The sequence below is a fragment of the Methanobacterium veterum genome (genome assembly GCF_000745485.1).
Lineage (GTDB): Archaea > Methanobacteriota > Methanobacteria > Methanobacteriales > Methanobacteriaceae > Methanobacterium_D > Methanobacterium_D veterum.
In genome coordinates this window covers 293,574-311,795 of the sequence record NZ_KN050694.1, presented here as the reverse complement: position 1 = coordinate 311,795, position 18,222 = coordinate 293,574, and the positions used below count along the sequence as shown (strand labels likewise).

15 protein-coding genes are annotated in these 18,222 nt (G+C 32.6%); 8 read left to right on the top strand and 7 right to left on the bottom strand.

Annotation, left to right across the window (positions count from 1 at the left end):
- Positions 1–26 precede the first annotated feature (26 nt).
- Complete coding sequence (locus tag EJ01_RS15340) at positions 27–2,612, top strand: ATP-dependent helicase (RefSeq protein WP_048082590.1); 2,586 nt, start codon at positions 27–29, stop codon at positions 2,610–2,612.
- A 233-nt stretch (positions 2,613–2,845) separates the two neighbouring features.
- Positions 2,846–3,244 (top strand): hypothetical protein, encoded by a 399-nt coding sequence (locus tag EJ01_RS15335; protein WP_048082589.1) that lies wholly within the window; start codon positions 2,846–2,848, stop codon positions 3,242–3,244.
- Positions 3,245–3,522: 278 nt separating this feature from the next.
- Here EJ01_RS15335 and EJ01_RS15330 read toward each other — a convergent pair whose 3' ends face one another.
- A complete protein-coding gene (locus tag EJ01_RS15330; protein WP_048082588.1) occupies positions 3,523–3,831 on the bottom strand; it encodes a hypothetical protein in 309 nt (102 codons plus the stop codon).
- 582 nt (positions 3,832–4,413) lie between these two features.
- On the opposite strand from EJ01_RS15330, the gene EJ01_RS15325 reads away from it, so the two are divergent.
- Together EJ01_RS15325 and EJ01_RS15320 are read left to right on the top strand one after the other, a co-directional pair.
- Positions 4,414–4,707, top strand: a complete 294-nt coding sequence (locus EJ01_RS15325; protein WP_048082587.1) for a hypothetical protein — start codon at positions 4,414–4,416, stop codon at positions 4,705–4,707.
- 382 nt (positions 4,708–5,089) lie between these two features.
- Positions 5,090–5,758 (top strand): hypothetical protein, encoded by a 669-nt coding sequence (locus EJ01_RS15320; protein ID WP_048082586.1) that lies wholly within the window; start codon positions 5,090–5,092, stop codon positions 5,756–5,758.
- 133 nt (positions 5,759–5,891) lie between these two features.
- Here the strand turns inward: EJ01_RS15320 and EJ01_RS15315 are convergent, their stop codons facing one another.
- Both EJ01_RS15315 and EJ01_RS15310 read right to left on the bottom strand, forming a co-directional pair.
- Positions 5,892–6,176, bottom strand: coding sequence for a DUF2769 domain-containing protein (locus EJ01_RS15315; protein ID WP_245611237.1), 285 nt, complete (start codon positions 6,174–6,176; stop codon positions 5,892–5,894).
- A gap of 486 nt (positions 6,177–6,662) precedes the next feature.
- The gene (locus tag EJ01_RS15310) at positions 6,663–6,854 is read right to left on the bottom strand and encodes a hypothetical protein (protein WP_048082584.1); all 192 of its coding nucleotides are present in this window, start codon (positions 6,852–6,854) and stop codon (positions 6,663–6,665) included.
- A 529-nt stretch (positions 6,855–7,383) separates the two neighbouring features.
- On the opposite strand from EJ01_RS15310, the gene EJ01_RS15305 reads away from it, so the two are divergent.
- The 3 genes from EJ01_RS15305 to EJ01_RS15295 are packed head-to-tail and all read left to right on the top strand — an operon-like array spanning position 7,384 to position 9,908.
- Positions 7,384–8,883: a DUF2193 domain-containing protein gene (locus tag EJ01_RS15305; RefSeq protein WP_048082583.1), complete on the top strand. Its 1,500-nt coding sequence runs from the start codon at positions 7,384–7,386 to the stop codon at positions 8,881–8,883.
- Between the two features lie 29 nt (positions 8,884–8,912).
- Positions 8,913–9,122, top strand: a complete 210-nt coding sequence (locus EJ01_RS15300) for a DUF2180 family protein (protein ID WP_048082582.1) — start codon at positions 8,913–8,915, stop codon at positions 9,120–9,122.
- A gap of 9 nt (positions 9,123–9,131) precedes the next feature.
- Positions 9,132–9,908 (top strand): MIP/aquaporin family protein, encoded by a 777-nt coding sequence (locus tag EJ01_RS15295; RefSeq protein ID WP_048082581.1) that lies wholly within the window; start codon positions 9,132–9,134, stop codon positions 9,906–9,908.
- Positions 9,909–10,204: 296 nt separating this feature from the next.
- Here EJ01_RS15295 and EJ01_RS15290 read toward each other — a convergent pair whose 3' ends face one another.
- The 3 genes from EJ01_RS15290 to EJ01_RS15280 all read right to left on the bottom strand — a co-directional run bounded on the left by EJ01_RS15290 (position 10,205) and on the right by EJ01_RS15280 (position 14,659).
- Complete coding sequence (locus tag EJ01_RS15290) at positions 10,205–12,637, bottom strand: DUF11 domain-containing protein (RefSeq protein ID WP_157197653.1); 2,433 nt, start codon at positions 12,635–12,637, stop codon at positions 10,205–10,207.
- A 429-nt stretch (positions 12,638–13,066) separates the two neighbouring features.
- The gene (locus EJ01_RS15285) at positions 13,067–14,407 is read right to left on the bottom strand and encodes an APC family permease (protein WP_211251457.1); all 1,341 of its coding nucleotides are present in this window, start codon (positions 14,405–14,407) and stop codon (positions 13,067–13,069) included.
- 45 nt (positions 14,408–14,452) lie between these two features.
- Positions 14,453–14,659 carry a ubiquitin family protein gene (locus EJ01_RS15280; protein WP_245611236.1) on the bottom strand — a complete coding sequence of 69 codons (207 nt, stop codon included), beginning with the start codon at positions 14,657–14,659 and terminating at the stop codon, positions 14,453–14,455.
- Positions 14,660–15,442: 783 nt separating this feature from the next.
- Here EJ01_RS15280 and EJ01_RS15275 point away from each other — a divergent pair.
- Positions 15,443–16,069, top strand: a complete 627-nt coding sequence (locus EJ01_RS15275) for a type 1 glutamine amidotransferase family protein (RefSeq protein ID WP_048082578.1) — start codon at positions 15,443–15,445, stop codon at positions 16,067–16,069.
- 372 nt (positions 16,070–16,441) lie between these two features.
- Here EJ01_RS15275 and EJ01_RS15270 read toward each other — a convergent pair whose 3' ends face one another.
- Complete coding sequence (locus EJ01_RS15270; RefSeq protein ID WP_052376274.1) at positions 16,442–18,124, bottom strand: MFS transporter; 1,683 nt, start codon at positions 18,122–18,124, stop codon at positions 16,442–16,444.
- Positions 18,125–18,222 lie beyond the last annotated feature (98 nt).

Below are 18,222 nucleotides of genomic sequence, written 5' to 3'. Positions count from 1 at the left end.
GTAAATTAAAGTCAACAAGGATAAAAATGATAAAAAGACAGGAAAAAATTTACAAAGACACTGAAATTTATAAATTATTACATCCATGGGTCAAAGAATGGTTTAAAAACAAGTTTGATGGATTTACAGAATCTCAAAAGCTTTCCATTATGGATGTACACAAGGGTAACAACATACTTATTTCCTCACCTACCGGATCTGGGAAAACACTTACGGCGTTTCTTTCAATTATAAGCCAGTTAACCATGCTTTCGGACATGGATCAGATTGAGGATAAGGTATATTGTATTTATATTTCTCCATTAAAGGCACTCGATAATGATATAGAAAAAAATATCGATGAACCTTTACGTGAAATTGAAAAGATTGCAGGAAAAGAACTTGGAATTAGAAAAGCTGTTCGCACTGGTGATACAACTCAATATGAACGGACAAAAATGCTTAAAAAGCCACCGCACATATTGATTACAACCCCAGAAACACTTTCAATCCTTCTCTGTGCTCCCAAATTTAGAGAAAAAATAAAAGACGTTGGATATGTCATAATAGATGAAATTCACTCACTTGCAGACAATAAAAGAGGAGTACATCTTAGTCTGACTTTAGAGAGGCTGCAGAATCTGGCAGGTAACTTCACAAGGATTGGACTAAGTGCAACTGTTTCTCCCCTTGAAAAAGTAGCCCACTATCTGGTAGGGTCTCAAGACGGCGAAGTTAGGGACTGTAAGATTGTAGATGTAAATTACTTAAAAAGACTTGATATGAAAGTTTTATGTCCTGTTGATGATATCATAAACTCAGATCCAGAAGAAATGAACAATGCAACTTATAAACTTCTAGATGAACTGATACAGAGCCATAAAACTACTTTAGTATTTACAAATACGAGGAGCGGTACAGAGAGTGTTGTTTTTAACCTTAAAAAGAGATTTAAAAACAGGTATGATGACAGTAATATTATGACCCATCACTCTTCACTTTCAAAGGAACTGCGCCTCCAAACTGAAGATAAATTGAAAGATGGGGAATTGAAAGTAGTTGTATCCTCCACATCTCTGGAACTGGGGATAGATATAGGGTACATAGATCTGGTTATACTTGTAAGTTCTCCTAAATCTGTTTCAAGGGCATTACAGCGTATAGGGAGAAGTGGACACAAGTTACATGAAAAATCCAAAGGGAGGATCATTGTTGTAGATAGGGATGACCTCGTGGAATGTTCATTGATACTGAAAAATGCAATTGAAGGGAAAATAGATGAAATACACATTCCAGAAAACTGTCTAGATGTTTTAGCACAACATATCTATGGAATGGCAATAGAAAGTAAACAGGACATTGATACAGCATATGACCTGGTTAAAAGAAGCTACTGCTATAGAAATCTAACAATAAATGATTATTTAAGTGTTTTAAGTTACTTAGCTGGAGAATACACAGATCTGGAGGATAGATATGTATATGCTAAGATATGGGCTGATTATGACACTAACATGTTTGGAAAGAGGGGAAAATTAGCCAGGATGCTCTATTCAACTAACATAGGTACAATTCCAGATAGGTCCTCTGCAAGGGTCAAATGCGCTGGCCAGGTAGTTGGGCATGTGGAAGAAGATTTCATGGAAAAACTTCAAAAAGGGGACACTTTCGTCTTGGGAGGAAAAATATACCGTTTTAATTATGCAAGGGGAATGACTTTAAATGTTACTCCCTCTTCAGGACCTCCAAGTATCCCCTCATGGTTTTCAGAACAGCTGCCTCTTTCATTTGATCTCGCACTCGAAATTCAACGGTTCAGGGCATTGATGGAAGGTAAATTTCAATACGGACGAAGCAAAGAAGAAATTATGGATTTCATCCACGAATTTCTCTATGTTGATTACAATGCTGCAAATTCAATTTATGAATACTTCAGGGAACAGTACCTTTACGCAGTGATCCCAAGCAATAAAAAGCTTCTTATAGAGCATTACAAAGGTTTTGGAAACAGAAAATTCGTAGTTTTCCATACCTGCTTTGGAAGAAGAGTCAATGATGCATTATCCCGTGCTGTAGCTTACATACTGGCTAAAAAGTATAAACGAGATATCATGATTTCAATTTCAGACAATGGGTTTTATTTAAGTTCAGAAGGTAAAATAGGGGGTTTAGAATCATTTAATGAACTTACCTCTGAAAATATTGAAGATATTTTAATTAAAGCAATTGATAAAACTGAAACTTTGGCTGGAAGGTTCAGACATTGTGCTGGAAGAGCACTGATGATCTTAAGGCATTATAAAGGAAAACAAAAAAGCGTGTCCAGACAGCATATTAAAGGTAAAATACTGTTAAATTTTGTCAAGGAACTTGATGAAAACTTTTCAATACTTAAAGAAGCAAGAAGAGAAGTTATAGAAGACTTTATGGATCTTAAAAATGCGAAACGAGTTTTAAAAATGATTGAAAGCGGGCAGCTTGAGATAAAACAGATAAATACTGTAATCCCCTCACCATTTTCATTTAACCTTGTTGCACAGTGCTATCTTGATGTTTTAAAATACGAAGAAAGAATTGAATTTATAAGGAGGATGCACCAGGCTGTTATTAACCAGATCAGTGATTCAGGTTAAGGTACATGATCATGCCCTTATTCTTAGAATTAACCTAATAAATACAGTTTTATGTAATTAATAAGTATCTCAAATGCTTTTAAATGTTGTAATTGATCTAATTTCAAAATTTCTACCTTTATATATGATTAATCCTATTTTAGCAAAACTTTATATATATAAAATGTTACTTTTTAATTGTAACTTAAAAATAAGTTACATATTTGAAAGTTAAAATTGAAGGAGGTTAAAAAATGAACAAAAACATATATTTGATGTTAAGTGTTCTGTTTATGGTATTTGTAGCTTTTCAATGCGTTCAGCCTGCATCAGCAGTGAAAATAGTAGATCATGGCACTCATTACTTCTGGCTTGATAATTCAAAGATGAAAATGGTATGGAAAACTTACCAGTATAATAATGATTTTTTAAAAACAAAAGCCTTAATTTACTACAAATACAACAACAAGGGAAAATATCACTTAGCCTGGCACGAAGTTATAACAATTGCAAAGGTTACAAAATCAACAGTTAAAATTAGAGACTGGACAGACAGTGATTTTGTCCCACCAACTACTATAGATTACAAAAAAACAAAATTAACTGCAGCACAATATTACTGGAGAATATACAGATCCAAGATGCTATACTAACAATTTACTAATTTTACAATTTTTTTCATTTTAAATGAGTTAATGGAACAATAAATCAAATTCAGGCTGCAACTTGTAATACTCATCTAATAGCGTGGAGCCTTAATTATTCAGTCGTTAACTTTAACCTGTAATTAAAATTAAGTTCATATTTAATCAATAAAAAATACAAAAAAGTTAAAAAAATTTTATCTTTCTTTAAATGGAATAGATTATTATCAATCTAAAAAGAATAGAATTATAGAGACATTGCGCCTCTTTTAATTAAATTCTAGAATTTATTCAGTAAAATAATGAACAAAGTCATCTGCGTCCATTTCAATGAACCATTGACCATTTGCAGTCATTATAGGGGTTCTGGTTATGACAACTGCAAGATCTTCAGCTTCCATATCATTATCAGTATCCATTTTTTCACTGATTAATTTTAAGGCGTCGCCTATTGATTCTTTGGTGTCGAATCCAAGCAACATTTCTCTTACATCCATTCCTACTTCTTCTGACGCGTCTGGATTTTTTGCAACTTCAACACTTTTTAAATTATTGAAAACTCTTACTGCAATTGATTTAATTTCGTTATCTTTCATAATAATCACCAAAATAGGTTTCTGTTAATACAATAAAACTCTTTTTATTTAAATACTTTAAGAACAACTATATAAAGGTTTTTATAGCGAGTAATGTAACTTTTTAAACTTAATAAATTTGAGATTAATGAAAATTAAAAAATTTTGGAGAGTTGAAAAAATGTTAGCAAAATTGATGATTTTACTTCAAAAACAATAAGTTTTTTGCATGCTGGCATTTTCAAACTTCAGAAATCAGAGATTTCCAATGTTTGAGAAACTACGTTCCTCAACCGTAAAAATTCGAAGAATTTTTACATGCCCCGAACACTGTGTCTTCGGGGGCCCAAAAAATATATGATTTTTTTTTGGATGTTGAAGAAAAAACTCTGTTTTTCCTGAACCCAAAAAATTGATTATGATTTTTTAGAAGTTGAAGTATTTAAATACATTTTTTATAGATCAATTAATCCACCATCATTTGGTATTTGCTATAATTTACATTTACGACTTTAGCAAATGATATCTGTATTTAAAACCATATAATAATACAAAGTACTTTTGAATTATTAAATTTAATAATCAAATATTAGGAGCCTAACAATGTTGGAAAGACTGGATAATATAATATACATGCTTTTAGTAGATTTAAAAGAAGGAAATCCCATAATAAAGTTAGCTCAAAGGGAAGATACATTTGAAGAGTTCACCAGGATCAATCTTTATATCTATATTGAGCTTAGCAAGGATTTTAATGTCCCAGTTTCATATTTAACAGAGTTAGAACGTTTATTTGGAAGTGGTGTTGGCCTTGTACAGGACAGCAATACTGGATGTAAGATTTTAAGGACAAAAGTGCCTCTTGAAAATATTAAACACTTCGAAGAAACTGAATAAGAAATTAAATTTCTTTTTTAATCTTAAATTTAAATACAACAAGTATTAGTTATAAGTTATAACAAAAAAAAATCTCAATATCTTAACTGTTACTGAATTTATCAGGGATGCGGCAAATTGAATAATTTAAGTTTTTTCTGTAAAATGCAGTAAATTTTAGATATCAGGTTAAAGATTAAATAATTAAGTTACTACTTATATTAGAAGAGTATTTACAAGTTGCAGCCTGAATTCAATTCATTATTCAATATCATTTCATTTAAATTAGCTGAATAAATTTGTATGCGAGTGCTATACCTAACAGCCTGAATAATTTGACTTATTACCCGATATTTTTAATATATTTAACTTACATATTAATATTATCAATTGGGTGGTTATTATGCTGGATTTGGGGATACAAAAAGGTAGTAAGGATAAGAGTGAGGAATATAACACAAAATTTCTAAATCAACTTGAACCTGGAGAAGAAATAACAGGTGAAATTTACATAGGTGAAATAAAAAAGAGATTAATTAAGAAAACAGATGTCAATGAATTTTATATTATAATTACAGACCATGAAAACAAACAAAAATGGATATGTGGATTTATAACATCTTATTACCCAAAGTCAGGCAACATTTATGGTGAAAAAGGAGGCAGGGTGTACAGTTTAATTGACAGTTTAAACCATGCCCTCAATAATGTTCCTATGAACGTGCAGGAAAGTTATTCAGTTAATTTCGATACTTTTAGAAAGAGTATAAATAATAATGTGGAAAGTGTCAAGATTAAAGCAGTTCAATCTTGGAATCCCAGTGCCAAAGCATGTAACCTGGAAGTAGTTGATGCAAAAAGCGGTTCTCCTGTAGAAAAAAATGGATCCACAGGTCTAGAACAGCTAGCACAAAATGATCCTCTTATTAAGATAGCATATGACGGCCTTTTAAGTAAAGACACAGAAATTACCAAGAAAAATCTGGCTTTTGAACTTAAGGCTATGTTGAATAATGAAGATATAAACAAAAGTGAATTTAAAGAAGCGCTTCAGAAAATAGATAAATTATAATATACTTGTTTTATGCATGCCTAATGTATTGAACTTAAGGCTATGTTGGGTAATGGAGATATAATTAAAACTGTATTTAAAGAAGCGCTTCATAAAATAGATAAATTATAATCTTAGTTCAATATAACTACCCTTAACTTTCGCCCCTTTGACAGAAATAAAACTTTAGTTCTCCATCTTTTAAATTATTTTCCTTCCAGACCGGGCATTTCTCACATATACACATTTTTTTCGGATTAAGATCATTACACAATGCCTTTCCAGTAGCACAGTACATTCCAGGGACTCTATCTGCTTCAAAATACATTCCACTTTCACTTGCCCATGCTATTTCCTGCATTATTCTCCATTTACCTTCAGCACATACACTCTCTGACTGGACAGGACATTCTGGACACAAACACCTTTTGATGTTCATCACACTGAATTCAACTTTGCTCATATAATTTATTATATCATAACTAATTTTTATTTTTTAATAATGATCCCAATATAATAAAAAATTTTTGTAGTTCCCCATTAATAAATATGAGATTTAGTTTATTATTAGAATATTTGTTAGGTCCCTAAATTTTAAAAGTAATTCATGATACTATTTGCAAATTCATTAACAATTAGATGGTCAAAAATGATAAGATTGCAGTTAAATATCATAAAATTAGAAATTCGTAAAAATAGCAGTAAATGAGTTTGTCAATATACATGTAATGACTGATTTATGCTAATTTTTAAAATTTTTATTTTATTTCTAATTTTAAAAAATTTTGATGTTATTTATTACATATCTAAATAAAAATAGTACTTTTAAACTTTGAATTTAAAATTGAATATTCAAATTTATGTAATAAGAATATATGAATCCTTATTACACAAGTGAAGAACTACTATAATCCTGGATAAAATATTATTTGCTATAATAAAGCGCTAATTTACTGGTCACAATCATTTTAGCCCTTAAAAGGGTTTTATCAGTGTGGTCACTGTTTTTGATTTTTAATTCAATTTTTTGAAGTAAAGGCTCTAAATTATGTGGTTTGCACTTATATGCAGCATCTAAAAAATCATTTGCCATATCAATACCATCAATATTATCCATTTAATCAGACCTCCACTATTTTAAAGTTATAAATATAATTGTCTTCACAATAGTTTAGATTTTTTGACTAAAAATTATGACTTTTTTCACAAATGTTTAAAAACACCTAAATTTAAAAGCATATTCCTGGTTTAAAGTATTAGAAAGTGAAACATGAAGTCGCTAAAACTAATTATATAAAGTTAGTAAAGATCTTAAAATAAATGGAATGTCACAATCTACTTTCTACAATAATGATCATTTACTGTCCCATAAATTCATGTTAATTCTATTTATTAAATTAATTGCTTTTAAAAGGTTATTTTAAAAAACAGTGATAAAAGCTTAATTAAATTTAAATATCATCTTTAACTACTTTTGGCAATTATCTAACTCCAAGATTATTGTATCTTAAAAAAATAATGCCTGAAATTAACCCTTTAAATTTTAAAAAAATGGATAATGGAATATTTTTAATAGTTCATTAGGGTTCTTTAGTATTTAAAAAAATATATCTATTATTAAGGTTAATAAATTAATTGGTGTTATTATGTCAGAACTATATGAAAAAATGATAAATGAAGCCCTGGCGGCTCAAAAAGCAGATGTAAATACTGTGAAAAAATATAGAGGACATGAATTTAAAATGGAACATACAAAGGCGTATGTTGATGTAGCAAATAAGATGGAGGCCATTGATGGACAAAGTGAAGCAGTAATTAATCTTCATGTTGATTCCATTAACACACACTACAATACACTAACCAGCCTCACTGATACAGTAAGGCCTGAAGATGATCCCTTTGTAGAGCATTATCAAACACCTGCAATATTAGAAATTTTGTACGAAGAAGATGAAAGCTTTAAAAAAAGCGTAGACAAATTTATAGAAAGTATTGAAAAGTCTGAAGACATTATAGGGCTTGATTCTGTAAGGAGATATGCAGGATTTTATGGGCCGACATGTGTTGTGGATTTTGCGTTGATCCCTGGAAGTACAAGTAATATAGTAAATAGAATCCTAAAAAGGACCGAAATACCGAATAATCATAAACAAGCCATTTTAGCTGCCAAATCCTGGGGAATGAACACCTCTTATGGTATTGGAGAAGTTTTTGCAAATGAAATAGAAGATGGAATCACCGTAACTGAAGCCATTAAAAATGAAATTGAAATGGTTAAATCAATTTATGAAACTCCAGTTGAAGCCCAGGCAAAACTTATGGATTCTTTAGGCCAGGAATCTTTTGATGTGAGAAAATACATGTCAAATTATAAAAAAAAGATGAAAGAAACAGTGATGGCAGCAGTTGAAGATGACGTGCACTACGGAAACATTGTAACCGTTCCCGCATACTGTGTAGGTGATATATCCCACCATATATCCCAATCAACTTATAACATGTGCAAAGATGATGTAACAATGGCAATTATAGAAGCCACAACTGATGTAATGGAATCAACACTAAAAAATAGTGTTAAAGACTTTAAAAGTGAATATCAAATATTATCAGTCGCTACAGGTGCTGCAGCATGTGCAGTAGAATATATATTGGAACTAGATGGTTTTAATGCCCCAACTGTAGTTGAACTGCTGACAAGAAGGTTCCACAATTTTGTGCAGCTGAATCCAACAAGGCCTGCAGCAGCAGAACTTCACAACTGCGACTTCATGGACACCATCTACAGAGGCTGGAAAGCTCTGGATGAAGAGCGAAGAATGATAAATGGAAGCGGGAAAAAATTAGAGCCCAAAGTTGCAGGATTTAAAGTTAATTTAGATCCAGTAGAACAAAATGAAGTTATAATGAACCCTCAAAGGTACACATACCCTGGATGTGCTATCACGGTAAGATTCTCATCGTTAATGAGATTAGCTGATTACCCCTGCCTTATAACAAGTGAACCTGTGACTGCAACCTTAATGACCAATGTAATAGCTCTGCATAAAGAAACACCAGCATCTCCAGTTAGAGCATGTAAAAATTGCGCCTCAGCGTGTCTTGTTGACTTCAGACACTCATACTGCCAGTGGAAAGAAGCAGTATAACTAATTTATTTTTTAAGGTGGTGCTGAAAATGAAATGTTATATGTGTGCTTTAGAAGGTAAAGATTCAGACGCCGTAGCAATCTGTATAGTTTGTGGTATGGGGCTGTGTATGGACCATGTGATACGTGAAGATGTTGAAATATGGGAGGGAGGATTTCCTTTTCCCAGTAAAAAACATGAAAAACCATTACCTCGGATGTTGTGTGAATGGTGCTATGCAGCTTATAAAAGTGATTGATGTGATAGCATGATTTCACTTAAAAAGCGTTTTTTAGCCGAGCTTATAGGAACATTCTTCCTCGTATTTATGGGTGCAGGTGCCGCTGCAATAACTTTAATGATAAGCAAGGGATCTGCCGTACCAAATGCATTTAATATTGGAATTGGAGCTTTAGGTGGTTTAGGCGACTGGTTAGCGGTAGGTCTAGCTTTTGGCCTAACTATTGTTGTATTAATCTATGCAATGGGCCATATTTCAGGCTGTCACATAAATCCTGCAGTTACCATTGCCCTCTGGGCCACTAAAAAGTTTCCTGGAAATGAAGTAGTTCCATATATCATTGCGCAGCTTATTGGAGCATCACTTGCAAGTTTCCTTTTTGCCGCAAGCGTGGGGATGAACGCAGTTACAGTGGGTGGTCTTGGTGCAACTGCCCCATTTGAAGGAATAAGTTATTATCAGGCAATTCTGGTTGAAACAATAGGTACGTTTCTATTAATGTTTGTGATAATGGGGTCTGGTGTTGATAGGAGAGCCGTTCCAGGGTTTGCAGGGATTTCAATAGGTTTTACTGTTGCAGCAGTAATTACCACAATTGGTAATATCTCTGGAGCTTCACTTAACCCTGCAAGGACTTTTGGACCTTATTTAGGCGATTATGTTTTGGCTGGGAACAACCTGTGGAACTATTTCCCAATATACATAATCGGTCCCATTGTAGGGGCGGTTTTAGCAGCCTTTATTTATGAGTACATATCTTCTGAAGAAAAGCTGCCGGCCCAAAGGGTAACAAGGGAAAAATAATTTTTTTTCTTTTTTTATTTATTTAATGCCATTAAAACCTGTTTTTTCTATTTACCTGCGATTTATCGTTGTCTGCATCTAATTTGCTTACAGAACGTAATAGTTGCTGATGGTTTCAACTTTAAGTTTGAATTTAATGAAATTTTTAATTAGCACAAAAATAATGATTTTATTATATTCATTAAATCGATATATCTTTAGTCGAATGGCGGCTATATCTGAAAAAGTCAATTAATATTAAATCGTTTAAAAAAATTTTATTTTTATTCTCAAAAAATTAAAAAAATGAAATGAGTTTATTTTCTTTTTGGTATTAAACCACCTAGAACCATTAAAACAGCTAATAACAAGTAGTTTAAAGGTAATCCTGTATCCTGTAAACCAACTGTTTTTGTAATTTTACTGGCTGCATTTACTGTGCCATCATTGTTTGAGTTGTTATTGTTGTTTGATTGTACATTAATTGTTATAATTCCAGAATCTCCTGAATTCCAGTTATAGGTATCTGAAGTGATGCTTGGTGTTATTTTATAACTACCGTCACCTGCAGCTTGAACTGTTAAGTACAGGTAAGGATCTCCTACTGGTACTGAGTCCAGTGTCCATGTCACTGTTCTTGTCGTCTCGTTGTATGTCCATTTTCCGCTATCCACATGTATATTTACAAATTCTAAGCCTTCTGGTAACTGGAATGTTATTTTAACGTTTTTTGCCATATCTGGCCCTTTATTTCCGAGTTTATAGGTTAGTATGAATGTTTCACCAGGTTTAAGATGTGTTTCGCTGTTTGTTGTGTGGATGTATAGAGTTACAGTTGGTTTTATTGTGATATTGGTAGATAATGTGGCTGCCTGGTTAAGACTATCTGTTACAAAAACTGTTACAGGGTTCTGCTGAGGTACTGATCCCCCGTTTGCTGTAAATACAGCTGAACCAGTTCCATAATTTAATATAGTTTGTGCTATGCTTCCCCATGTTGTAGTAAACGTTAATGGTATTTCTGAAGGGTACTTAGCGGATTCATTACTATGATCAACACCATTTGAATCATTGTATAAATTTACTGTAACATTGGACATCTTAGTATTATGTATTTCAGTTGGATTTGCACTTATTGAAAGTATAAACCATGGATCAGCATTTATATCATCAATATCGCCTGTAATTAGGTTGCTGATGTTTTTTGGGTTTGTATTAAAACCCCACCAGTTATACTCTGCATTTACTGAACCATCCAAATTATTAATAGCACTGCCAGAAGTTGCGCTGTTTCCAACTATCCTGCAGAAATGGATATTGGTAATATTGCCCATATTACGGATAGCACCGCCAAGACTTGCGTTGTTACCAGTGAAAGTACAACCAGTTAAACTATTGATAGTAAAAATATTGCAGATAGCACCACCATTACTGCTTGCAACGTTCCTGTTGAAAGTACAAGCACTTACAGAACTAATAGTACCATGATTGAAGACAGCACCACCATAAGTCGCAGCGTTGCCTGTGAAATTACAACCACTTAAACCTGTAATCGTACCTTTAAAATTGTTGATAGCACCACCATAAGTTGCATTATTACCTGTGAAATTACAACCACTCAAATCAGTAATTGTACCTTTATTGTAGGTAGCACCACCATCAGGGGCATTGTTACCTGTGAATGTACAATTACTCATATTCAAAGTACTGTCCAGCCCATTGTAAATAGCACCGCCACTGGTGGTTGCATCGTTGTCTTTGAAAGTACAACCATTCAAAATAATAGTGCTGTAATAATTGTAGACTGCACCACCATAACTTGCTGTGTTACCTGTGAAAGTACAGCTATTCAAACCAGCACTATTACTGCCATAATTGAGGATAACACCCCATGAAGCATTGTTACCTGTGAAATTACAACCACTCATATTCAAGGTACTCAAATAATTAGTTATAGCACCACCATAAGTTGCATTGTTACCTGTAAAATTACAACCGCTTAAAGTAATAATAGCACTGTCAACATTGTAGATAGCACCAGCCCACAGGGCATTGTTACCTGTGAAATTACAATTAGTGGCAGTTAAATTACCATTATTGCAGATAGCACCAGCAGCTTCATCTGCTGCATTACCTGTGAAGGTACAACTATTTACATTAATAGTGCCCTTATAATTGAATATAGCGCCGCCAATTGTGTTTGCTACGTTATTTGCGAAGGTACAACCATTTACATTGATAGTACCATTATAATTGAATATGGCAGCACCATTTGCTGCTGTGTTGTTTGTGAAAGTACAGTTTGATACAGTCAAATTACCCTTATTGTAGATTGCACCACCATTGCCTGTTGTTGTGCTGGTTAGTGTTAAATTTATGAGGGTTACATTAACACCACTGTCTATATAGAATATCCAGTTGGTGCCTGTTCCGTTTATAATGGTTTTATTCTGGTTTTGACCTATGATAGTCATATTCCTGTTGATCGTAAGGTTTGTATTTCCTGTTCCGCTGTAGTTTCCCTTTGCAATTTGTAATGTTCCATTTTCTTCAACACTGCTTATTCCTTTACCTATGGTCTGGTATGGATTTTCTGCACTACCGTTCCCATTTGTATCATCTCCAGTAGTGTTAACATAAACCGTTGATGCACTGACACTAGAAACAGAAGTTAAAACAATAAAAAAACCCAGTAAAACCATTATCACTAACATTTTAGTGGCTTTTGCATGTTTTTTCAGTTTTTTCACCCCCTTTTACAATTATAAGATACATGAAATTCCAATCAGATTAAACTGGATGCATTTGGATAATTAAAATAGGATCCCATAAAAATTCAGGCCAAACTGAATAGACTTAATAATTCCACTATTAATTTCATGATCAATTTAAACTACTTAAATAATATTATATAACTTTATTCATATTATTAGGCATATTAGATATATATTAGTTCACTAAATGCAAAAATAATTAAAATTTAGTCGTTAAATAAAAAATAAGGCCCAATATAACATAAATTTATATATTAAAACACTTAATATAAGAAGCAAGCGATAACTGTACAAAATTTAGTTTATTCTATTTAAAATTGATTACATAAATTCTTAACCATAAGATACATTTTTACTCATATTGTAACATATAATTTTAATAAATATTCTTTTACAGTAGTTTCTTCATTCTTTAGATAAATAAGACTTTAAAAAATACTGTTCTCCAATAAAGATCGCAGCAATGAACAGTACAGCCACTAAAACAATAAAAATGTCCATTTGAACCTTCATCCATACGAAAGCGCTCAAAGCAATAATATTCAATACAATAGAACCAGTAATGATAGAAGCTCTTGCATTAATATCTTTTCTAATTCTTCTTAACACTCCCCATTGAAAAATGATATCCATTACAAGATAAAATATTGCCCCAATTGATGCAATTCGGCTTAAATCAAATAATATTGTTAATATTGAGCTTATAATCAGTAGATAAACAAGCATATGTTTCTGTACTCTTCCTTTCATGCCCAAATGACTGTGAGGAATCAATTTCATCTTTGAAAGCATAGCAGTCAAACGGGAGACGGCAAATAAACTTCCAATACATACAGTAACAGTGGATAAAATGGCAATTCCCACTGTAAACCACAAACCATATATGCCCAAAGTAGGACTTGCAGCTGCTGCAAGGGCATAATCTTTTGCTGCAATTATCTCTGGCACAGAAAGACTACTAGACACTGCTAGAGTTATAAATACATATAGTACTGTTAATATGGCAATGGAGATAATAATTGCCCTGCCAATATTCTTGTGAGGTTCTACTATTTCTGCACCGCTATTTGTTATCGTGGTAAAACCCTTAAAACTTAGAAGAGCCAGAGCGAATGAAGCAGCAAGTCCTAATCCTTGCTTAGCAGGTATAGTCGGAGGAGCAACTCCTAAAGAAAAAGTTTGAGGAAGAGCTCCTAATGAAAAACCTGCTGCCATTAATGCTGCAAAAGAAAAAATAGCAAGCCCAACAATTTTAACTACAGAAATTGTAGAAGTAAAAGTTTCAATTATATAATTTTTAGAAATATTAACCAAAAATGCAAAAATAAGTAAACCTACCCCAAGTGCAGGTACAAGCCCACTTTCTGGACCTATATTAAAAAGCTGGAGTGTATATGTTCCAAATGTACGGGCTATCAGGCTTTGAGAAAGTACCATAGAAAAAGCCATTAAAAGGGCAGATGATGCTGTAATTGTACCTTTCCCATAGGTTTTCACAAAAAACATTCCAATTCCTCCCGCTGATGGATAAGAATTGGACATTTTTACATAAGTGTAGGCACTAAATGTTGCAATGATGGCACCTCCCACATATGCAACAGCCATTAAGTTTCCAGCGAGTTGTGCTACCTGGCCAATTACTGCAAAAATGGCGGCTCCAAGCATTACTCCAGTTCCCATCCCAACAGCACCCCAAAGAGTGATGCTTCCTTTTTTATAATCTTTTTGACCCATTACTATGACCAACCATTTTTAACCGAATTTATTCAAAAGAAGTTGTTTTGTCTAAAGTTAGCAGCATCCCATACCGGAAATCTGAACATTATCCTCATCAGCCAATATTTCATGCTCTCCGGCAACTCTACCATTTCTTGTAACTATAACCATGAAAACAGGGATTTCTAATTTTTTTAATAAATCACTGACAGAAATACTATTAATTTTCAATTCTTGTACTCCATCTTCTTTAAATGGAGCATTAATGATTTTAATTCTCACATAATCACCATTGACTAATAAAGAACATTAATTTCAATAACCGTGTATTATGGCATATATTATGTTATTCATATGCTTCTCTACATTTTAGACACCTGTTACCGTATGTAATATATTTAAATCTTCACCTTCTCATCAACAGTCATTATATAATTAGTAATATAAAAATTTGATTAGTTATTATTAATTAAAATTAAATCAAATATTTCTTGAAACAGAGCATAGATTAATTCAAAGGGAGAAAAAAAATAATATAACTAAACTGTATTTAGAAGTTAAATATGCCCACTGTTAAAATAGAATCCATTTTTAATTCCTTATTAAATTGAATTACTCCATTTTTTGCACATTGGGTGTAATTTTGTTACATGTTTTCAAGACATCTGGTGAAAAAGGATTATGTAGATTTTGGATAAGATTTATAGTTATAGGAATATACCGCTGGCACAAGACCGTAATATGGATTTTGCTATAGGCCATTATATGTTGATAACTATAGCTGTTTTGAAAAATTTGATGAAATTTTTGATTTTGGTGCTTACTTAGTAATATAATGGATATGGGCACATGATCGTAATATATTAAAACAGAGCTTTAAATTTAATAATTTTAATTCTTAAACACCCAATTGTTCATGGTTTTAAGTATATTTAGACTATATATCTCAGTAAAAAACAGTTAAAATTAATTTCTAAGGCTAAGTAAACTGCTATTTAATTTTTTCAACAATTTGTACTCAGAAATACCATAAAATTATAAACATTAAATGCTTAAAGAAATTTTATGAAAGTATACATATACGTATTAAGCACCTTAGCAGATTGGGAAATCAGTTATTTGACAGCAGAACTAAACAGTGGCAGATATTTGGATAAAACAAAACCTTCAGTTGAACTTATAAAAATTGGGAACACTGAAAAACCCATAAAAACAATGGGAGGTATTATAATTACTCCAGATGAAATTATTGATAATATTCAGTTTAAGGAAGATGATCTACTTATTTTACCTGGAGCAGATACATGGATGGAAGAGGAAAATAAAAAAATAATAGATATTGTTTCAGGTATTATAAATGAAAAAGTAATTATTGCAGCAATTTGCGGAGCCACAATCGCCCTGGCAAATAAAGGAATATTAAACAATAGAAAACATGCCAGTAATGATATAGAAGTTTTAAAAATGTTTTGTCCTGAATACACCGGAGAAAATTTCTATTTAAATCAACCAGCAGTTACAGACAACAATCTAATAACAGCCAGCGGTATTGCCCCATTAGAGTTTTCATATGAAGTATTAAAAAGAATAAATGTAATGAAAGCTGAAACACTGGAAGCATGGTATCATCTGTATAAAACTAATGAACCAAAGTATTTCTATGCCCTAATGGAATCCCTTAAAGAAGCATAGAGAAGTTTCATTCCTTAAAAATATATTATGACTCACAAGATTGTAATATGGATTTTTTAATAAGTTATTGTATGTTGGGAGTTTCAGTTATTAGATTTTGAAAAGTTTGATGAAATTTTTTTGATGTTGGTATATTTGAACTGGCAAAAATCAAGGAGTATTATCAACTGTCAAAATTTTCAATTTTGACGTTTCGAAAATTCAAAGAATTTTCATCAACTTCGTAATATAATGGATGTTGGTCACAAGATCGTAATATATTCATAACGTTACAATATCTGGATTGATTAAATGTTCAAAACTTAAAAAATAAAAAAGTTAGTTAGAATGCCGAATTTCATTCGGACCTCTAATTTTTATGTCTTGTTCTTTTTATTTTGCATTTGTTGTTTTAATATCACTTTGTTTATGTTGTGTCTTTTCTCCTCGAAGGGCTGATAGTATTGCAGCTATTATGCACAATATTGCTCCTATTATGTATGATTCTCTAACAGCAGGAAGGAAAGCATTTGCAAATGTTTGTGGGAACCATGTAGTTCCTTGAAGTGTGTTTAAAACTCCTCCGGGTATATTGGTAACTACTGATGCTGGTAAACTAGATAATATTGAATCTACTGGACTGTATCCGAGGAAAGCAGAGAATAATGCTCCGCTAGGTGGAATGTTGCTAAATGCGGGAACTAATTGAGCAGCACCTATGCTAGTCAATGAATTAGCCATAGCACTTGGGAATCCTTGTGTTATTCCAACGATTAATATTGTAAAGAACAAAGCAGTACTTCCTACAATAGCTGTATTATCTAATGTTTGCATCATACCTGAAGCTACACCTCTGTTTTGAGGTGGTACGGAACCCATTATGGATGCTTTGTTCGGTGATCCGAACATGCCCGTTCCAGCACCTAACATAAGCAGTATCAATCCAAATTCTATGTAGCTGAAATTATATGGCAATGCTGCTAATAACATAAAGGCTAATGCACTGATTAGCATTCCAGTTGTAGCTATTCCCCTAGGACCATATTTATCAGATAGTTTTCCTGAAATTGGCCCCACAATGATTATTCCAACCGTGAGGGGTATCAAGGAAACTCCTGCCCAAAATGGAGTAGAAGCATAACTATAACCGTGAAGCGGTAACCAAACACCTTGCAGTAATATTATTGGTACTAGCATTACAGAAGTTCTAGCTAGAGTAGCTAATAATCCTGCTAGGTTTGCATATGAGAACATCCTAATTTTAAACAAGTCAAACTTGAACATAGGTGATTCGACGCGTTTTTCAATGAATGGGAATAAAACTAATAGAATTAATCCTATTAGCATGGATGCAATAACCCAAGGATTGTTCCATCCCATGAGATCACTGCCATATGGCATTAATCCATATGTAACTCCGATAAGGAGTAGTGTAATTCCGCCAATGAATGTGATGTTTCCCCAAATGTCAAGTTTAGTTTTTACGTCTTTAATAGATATTTCTTTTAGTTTAAAGGACCAGATAGTTGCTAAAAGTCCAAATGGCACGCTCATTAAAAATACATACCTCCAGTCAAATGTTGCCAGTATACCTCCTAGTATTAAACCTACGAATTGTCCGGACATTATTGCCACTACATTGAGACCTATGGCTTTTCCAAGTTCATTAGAGGGGAATGCATCAGTTATTATTGCTGAACTATTTGCCATAAATAAAGCAGTTCCTACTGCTTGAAATATTCTAAGTCCCACAATTTCAATTGCACCTAAATCTCCAGTTGACGGAGTTAAGTAAAGTAAAATTGATGCCAGTGTGAATGTTATCACTCCTAATCTGAACATTTTTATTCTACCATAAATATCAGAAAGCCGACCGAAACTTAAAAGCAAAGTGGCCGTAACTAAACTGTAACCCATTATAATCCATAATAAATATTGAAATGAATTTGGACTTAATGGATCAATTTGAATACCATTAAAAATGGCGGGAAGTGAAATTAAGACTACATTCATATTTATCATGCCCATAAAGGATGATATGAAAATAGCTATTAATGCCATCCATTTATATTCCATATTAATACCTCTCATCATATTTTGAATATTCATTAATCAACGTATAATTCCATAAAAGCAATTATTCTCCCATAAATACGCCTAATAATGAATTATTC

Coding starts and splice junctions, on each gene's coding strand:
- EJ01_RS15340 (WP_048082590.1), top strand. CDS start 27: ATGATAAAAAGACAGGAAAAAATTTACAAAGACACTGAAATTTATAAA.
- EJ01_RS15335 (WP_048082589.1), top strand. CDS start 2,846: ATGAACAAAAACATATATTTGATGTTAAGTGTTCTGTTTATGGTATTT.
- EJ01_RS15330 (WP_048082588.1), bottom strand. CDS start 3,831: ATGAAAGATAACGAAATTAAATCAATTGCAGTAAGAGTTTTCAATAAT.
- EJ01_RS15325 (WP_048082587.1), top strand. CDS start 4,414: ATGTTGGAAAGACTGGATAATATAATATACATGCTTTTAGTAGATTTA.
- EJ01_RS15320 (WP_048082586.1), top strand. CDS start 5,090: ATGCTGGATTTGGGGATACAAAAAGGTAGTAAGGATAAGAGTGAGGAA.
- EJ01_RS15315 (WP_245611237.1), bottom strand. CDS start 6,176: ATGAACATCAAAAGGTGTTTGTGTCCAGAATGTCCTGTCCAGTCAGAG.
- EJ01_RS15310 (WP_048082584.1), bottom strand. CDS start 6,854: ATGGATAATATTGATGGTATTGATATGGCAAATGATTTTTTAGATGCT.
- EJ01_RS15305 (WP_048082583.1), top strand. CDS start 7,384: ATGTCAGAACTATATGAAAAAATGATAAATGAAGCCCTGGCGGCTCAA.
- EJ01_RS15300 (WP_048082582.1), top strand. CDS start 8,913: ATGAAATGTTATATGTGTGCTTTAGAAGGTAAAGATTCAGACGCCGTA.
- EJ01_RS15295 (WP_048082581.1), top strand. CDS start 9,132: ATGATTTCACTTAAAAAGCGTTTTTTAGCCGAGCTTATAGGAACATTC.
- EJ01_RS15275 (WP_048082578.1), top strand. CDS start 15,443: ATGAAAGTATACATATACGTATTAAGCACCTTAGCAGATTGGGAAATC.
- EJ01_RS15270 (WP_052376274.1), bottom strand. CDS start 18,124: ATGGAATATAAATGGATGGCATTAATAGCTATTTTCATATCATCCTTT.